This is a genomic window from bacterium (assembly GCA_027622355.1).
In the GTDB taxonomy this organism is placed as follows: domain Bacteria; phylum UBA8248; class UBA8248; order UBA8248; family UBA8248; genus JAQBZT01.
This window is the reverse complement of the sequence record JAQBZT010000268.1, coordinates 1-4,022: the sequence shown is the minus strand read 5'-3', so window position 1 is coordinate 4,022 and position 4,022 is coordinate 1. Positions and strand designations below refer to the sequence as shown.

The window sequence follows — 4,022 nt, the reverse complement described above, 5'->3', positions numbered from 1 at the left end:
GGTTTTTCTTTTTTTCGTTTTTTGCCTCCGAATGTTTTTCTTCCGGTTCGGTTTCCGGCGATGGCACGGCGGACAGATTCCCTTCTTTTGCGAATTCCTCCCGGACATTTTTCATGTCGTCCGGAGAGGAGAGCAGATCGATGGCGGTCATCGCCATGGCCATCGCGCCGAGGCGAAGAAGCTTCCGGCCGGGCTTCCCCCCGGCGGCCTCCCGGAATTCCTTGGTGTGGAACGGCACGTTAGGGGGGACCATTCGAAGATAGGGGTGAATCGCCGGCACGATCCAGCTGACGTTGCCGAGATCCGTGCTTCCGCCGATCAGCGTGCTGTCCTCGGGGTCGGGCGTCTCGCCGAGCGCCCGAAGGTTGTTCTCGAACAATTTTCCCAGTGACCGGTTGTGCTTCACGGGCGCGTAGGAGAGAGCGCCCTCCTCGATTTCCACTTTTGCCCCGTGCGCGATGGCCGCACCCTCGGCGCACGCCTTCACCCGTTTCACGAGCTCGGGGAGATAATCCTTGTCCAGGCACTGGACCGAAAATTGCGCAACCGCCCGATCGGGGATCACGTTCGGGGCCTCGCCGCCGTGGGTGATGATGCCGTGGATCCGGGCGTCCTGTGGCAACTGTTGCCGCAAAAGACCGATGTTCTGGTAAGCCGTCACCAGCGCATCAAGGGCGTTGATCCCTTTTTCGGGGGCTGTCGCCGCGTGAGAAGCCTTTCCGATGAAGTTCAACGTCAGGGTGACGCGGCCGAGGGAGGGCCGGGAGATCTGGGTGTATTCCGCAGGATGCACCATCATCACGGCGTCCACATCCTTGAACACGCCGGCTTCGACAAGCCTGATCTTGCCGCCGCCGGCCTCCTCGGCCGGGGTGCCCAGGCTCACGACGGAGCCCGGCAAATCGTGGATCAGGGAGGCAACCGCCGCCGCCGCACCGATGCCCATGGTGGCGATGACGTTGTGGCCGCAGGCGTGTCCGAGACCGGGAAGCGCATCGTACTCGCTGATGATGCCGATCGACGGGCCGGCCTCGATGCCGCTCGCTCGCGCCTTGAAGGCGGTGGAAATGCCGCCGGCGCCGCGCTCGACGGAAAAGCCGTTGTCTTCGAGAAAGCTCGTCAGCCAGGCGGAGGCGTTCTCTTCCTCGTAGCCGATTTCGGGGTTTTGAAAAATGTGGTCGGATATCTGGTAGAGACGCGGCAAGAGCGAATCGAGGATCCCGGAAACGCGCGATTTCAAATCTGCCGTATTCATTGGCGGGCTCCCAATGATCCAGGTGGATGGAGTGTATGCGTCACATGGATTGAGTATAAACAAAAATAGCCACTCTTCACTGTGTCAGACTTCACATTATGATCCGAAAGCGTGAGATGAAAATTGCCGGAGTGTGAACCGTTTCACAGGGGTTGTGCCGGTATCGGCAGGAAGGAGAACGAGGGTGGCCTGTTTTTCACACAGTTTTATTGTGCATGCGCAAGGGTTTTCCGATGTCCACGACATTTCGGGCGAGGTGGAAGGTGCAATTAATCAAAGCGGGATGCGCGCGGGAATTTTTACGGTTTCGGTTCCGGGCTCGACCGCCTCGATCACGACAATCGAATTTGAACCCGGCGTAATACAAGATCTGAAAGACGCCCTCGCCCGCATCGCGCCGGAGGAGATCGCCTACGCCCATGATGCGCGATGGGGGGACGGGAACGGCTTCGCCCATGTGCGGGCCGCCCTGATGGGCCCGGGCGTCGCGCTGCCCTTCCAGGAGGGCGCCCCCGTCACCGGCACCTGGCAGCAAATCGTGCTCGTGGATTTCGACAACCGCCCGCGCGAACGGCGGGTGGAGGTGCAACTGGTCGGGGAGTGAAAGAACTCAATCCTTTTCGGCGTATTCCTCGAAGGTGAGAAAGAGGCCATCGAGCACGCGGGCGGCCTGCGCGTCGAGTCCCGCCTTGTCGAGGTCGAGTTCGATGGCGTAGCGGAAGGCGTCGTCGTGGTAGTGTTTGACCTCGTGCTCTTCCTCCTCGCCCGACTCTTCCATGCCGTCGTAGACGAAATCGTCAATCGGGTCCTTGCTGTCGAGGATGGCGTGTTCGATGTCTTCGTTCATGTAGCGGTCGATCGTGGCAAAGCTGATGCGCAGCTTGCCCGCATCGTCGAGCTTTTCAAGTTCCATCCAGCAATTCTCGTTCATGCGGAGTTTGATGCCCTTGCCCGCCGGGTCGGGCTCCATGGTGAAGCGGTCGTCCGCCGCATAGCGCTTGATCAGGCCCGTTACGAAGTCCGCCACGGCAAAATCTCCAATGTGCTGAATAAAGCGAAAAAATGTGCGCCGCGAGGCTCCGGCGCGAGGAGGCAATATAGCGCGAAGGAATTTTCCGTTCCAGCGGCGGGGCGCTCCGGCCCGGAAGAATCAGGAGGAATCTTTCCGGTTTGTGCATTCCGATTTCACCGGGCGGGGAGCTGCTTCGGAGGCGGGGAAAATGACCGCGGCGCGCTAGCCCGAGCCGGGCGTCTCCTCCTCGGAGGCTTCTTCTCTTTTCCGTATTCCGAGGAGGATCTCCACCTCCCGCCGGCGGGCGGCGATGAGGATAAGAGCGAGGCCGATGGCGATGGCGAGCGTGTCGAGCCGCCCCTTTTCCGCCAGAAGCGCCACCCCCGGCAGCAGCGCCGCCGTGGCGATCTCCGAGTAGGCGATCCGCCCTACGATACAGGCAAGCAGCGTCAGCAGGGTGAAGGCGATGAGCAGCGTCCAAGGGGCCACCGCGAGGAGCACACCTGCCGCGGGCGCCAGCGCATCTCCTCCCGAGAAGCCGTGATAGAGGGGCCACAGATGCCCGGCCACCACACCGAGTGAAGCCCCCACGACGGCGAGCGGGGAATTTCCCAGATAAAGCGCCAGTCCGATGGCGATCTGCGCCTTGAGGACATCCCCGATAAATACCAGGGCGCCCGACGGGAGCCCCAGGATCTCACCCGCATTTCTCGCATCGAGCGTTTCGCGGCCCTCGAAGCGCAGGTCAAGGCCGCGGGCTTTTCCGGCGAAATAGGCGGGAGAGAGCGAGCCCAGGGCGTAGGCCAGGATGGCGAGCATCGCTGCGTTGAGGACAAGGGGCATGAGGCTGCTCTCCGTTGCGCGTGGTGGGCAGAGCGGCCAGTGTACCTTGTCCGGCGGGATGCGATAAACCCGCGGCCTGCGCCTAATTTGCGGGGATTCGTCCCCTGCCTTCCTTCAAGGAACCGCCGATGAACGCCCGGCGGAGGCGGCCGGTGACATCGCCGAAGAAGATCGCATTCTCGACGGTGGCTTCGGTGGGGATGAGGGCGGCGTCAAACCAGACGCGGATCTCGCCCGTCTCCTGACCGAAAATATCTTTCGGCACTTTCACGATGACAAGGTATCCCTTCTCGCCCGTGGGCAACTCTGCTCCCGGAAGAGGTACCGGAGAGTCGCGTGTCCGGGCCGACCCGCAGCTTCCCTATCTCAAATATCGGTGTCCGGGCGGAGGGGCGCAATTCGGGGAAGGACTGGAAATCGGTGGGTTTTGCGGAAGAGGAGTCAGATCAGCGCGCCGCCGCAGGAGGAGCCGGCGCCCGCCGTGCAGCCGTAGCAGTGGTTGCCCGCGGTGATGTCCCGGCCGATGAGGTCTTCCGCGCGCGTGTCCCAGAGTTTGAGCGGATGCCCGTTGCCAATCGCCATGTCGAGCATCTGGTTGAAGTCGCAATCGTAGAGCGTGCCTGTCCATCCGACGCTGATGAGGTGGCGGCACATGAGGCCATCGAGGGTGGCGGCGTTGTAGGCCCCCTGCAGGAGCGCCATGTAGCGCTCCATCTTGCCGCCCGCCTTGAGGTAGCTGGCGAACCGCGTGATGGGCATGTTGGTGATGGTGCGGAGTTCGTTGAAGCGGATGCCGAACCGCTCGCCGAGTTCGCGCCTGTAGTCCGCCTCGAGGGCTGCCTGCGGCGGGGGAAGGTAATCTCCCACCGGGTTGTAGACGAGTTTCAGGCTCCGATCGCCCGGCGGGCCGAA

At 62.3% G+C, this 4,022-nt stretch carries 6 protein-coding genes; 1 reads left to right on the top strand and 5 read right to left on the bottom strand.

What is annotated here, in order from left to right:
- Nucleotides 1-1,255 (bottom strand): M20 family metallopeptidase (locus tag O2807_13100; protein ID MDA1001437.1); only part of this gene is annotated, 1,255 nt, incomplete at its 3' end.
- Nucleotides 1,256-1,439: 184 nt separating this feature from the next.
- On the opposite strand from O2807_13100, the gene O2807_13095 reads away from it, so the two are divergent.
- Nucleotides 1,440-1,859 (top strand): secondary thiamine-phosphate synthase enzyme YjbQ, encoded by a 420-nt coding sequence (locus O2807_13095; GenBank protein MDA1001436.1) that lies wholly within the window; start codon nucleotides 1,440-1,442, stop codon nucleotides 1,857-1,859.
- Nucleotides 1,860-1,865: 6 nt separating this feature from the next.
- On the opposite strand, the gene O2807_13090 is transcribed toward O2807_13095, so the two are convergent.
- From O2807_13090 to O2807_13075, 4 genes are all read right to left on the bottom strand, one after another.
- A complete protein-coding gene (locus tag O2807_13090; GenBank protein ID MDA1001435.1) occupies nucleotides 1,866-2,282 on the bottom strand; it encodes a hypothetical protein in 417 nt (138 codons plus the stop codon).
- Between the two features lie 207 nt (nucleotides 2,283-2,489).
- Nucleotides 2,490-3,110, bottom strand: a complete 621-nt coding sequence (locus O2807_13085; protein ID MDA1001434.1) for a glycerol-3-phosphate acyltransferase — start codon at nucleotides 3,108-3,110, stop codon at nucleotides 2,490-2,492.
- 82 nt (nucleotides 3,111-3,192) lie between these two features.
- On the bottom strand, nucleotides 3,193-3,414 hold the full coding sequence (locus O2807_13080) for a hypothetical protein (GenBank protein ID MDA1001433.1): 222 nt from the start codon (nucleotides 3,412-3,414) through the stop codon (nucleotides 3,193-3,195).
- A 137-nt stretch (nucleotides 3,415-3,551) separates the two neighbouring features.
- The coding region (locus tag O2807_13075) for a DUF3641 domain-containing protein (GenBank protein MDA1001432.1) at nucleotides 3,552-4,022 on the bottom strand (471 nt) is incomplete at its 5' end.

Excerpts from the sequence above, each read along its gene's own strand:
- O2807_13085 (MDA1001434.1), bottom strand. The coding sequence starts at position 3,110 with ATGCCCCTTGTCCTCAACGCAGCGATGCTCGCCATCCTGGCCTACGCC.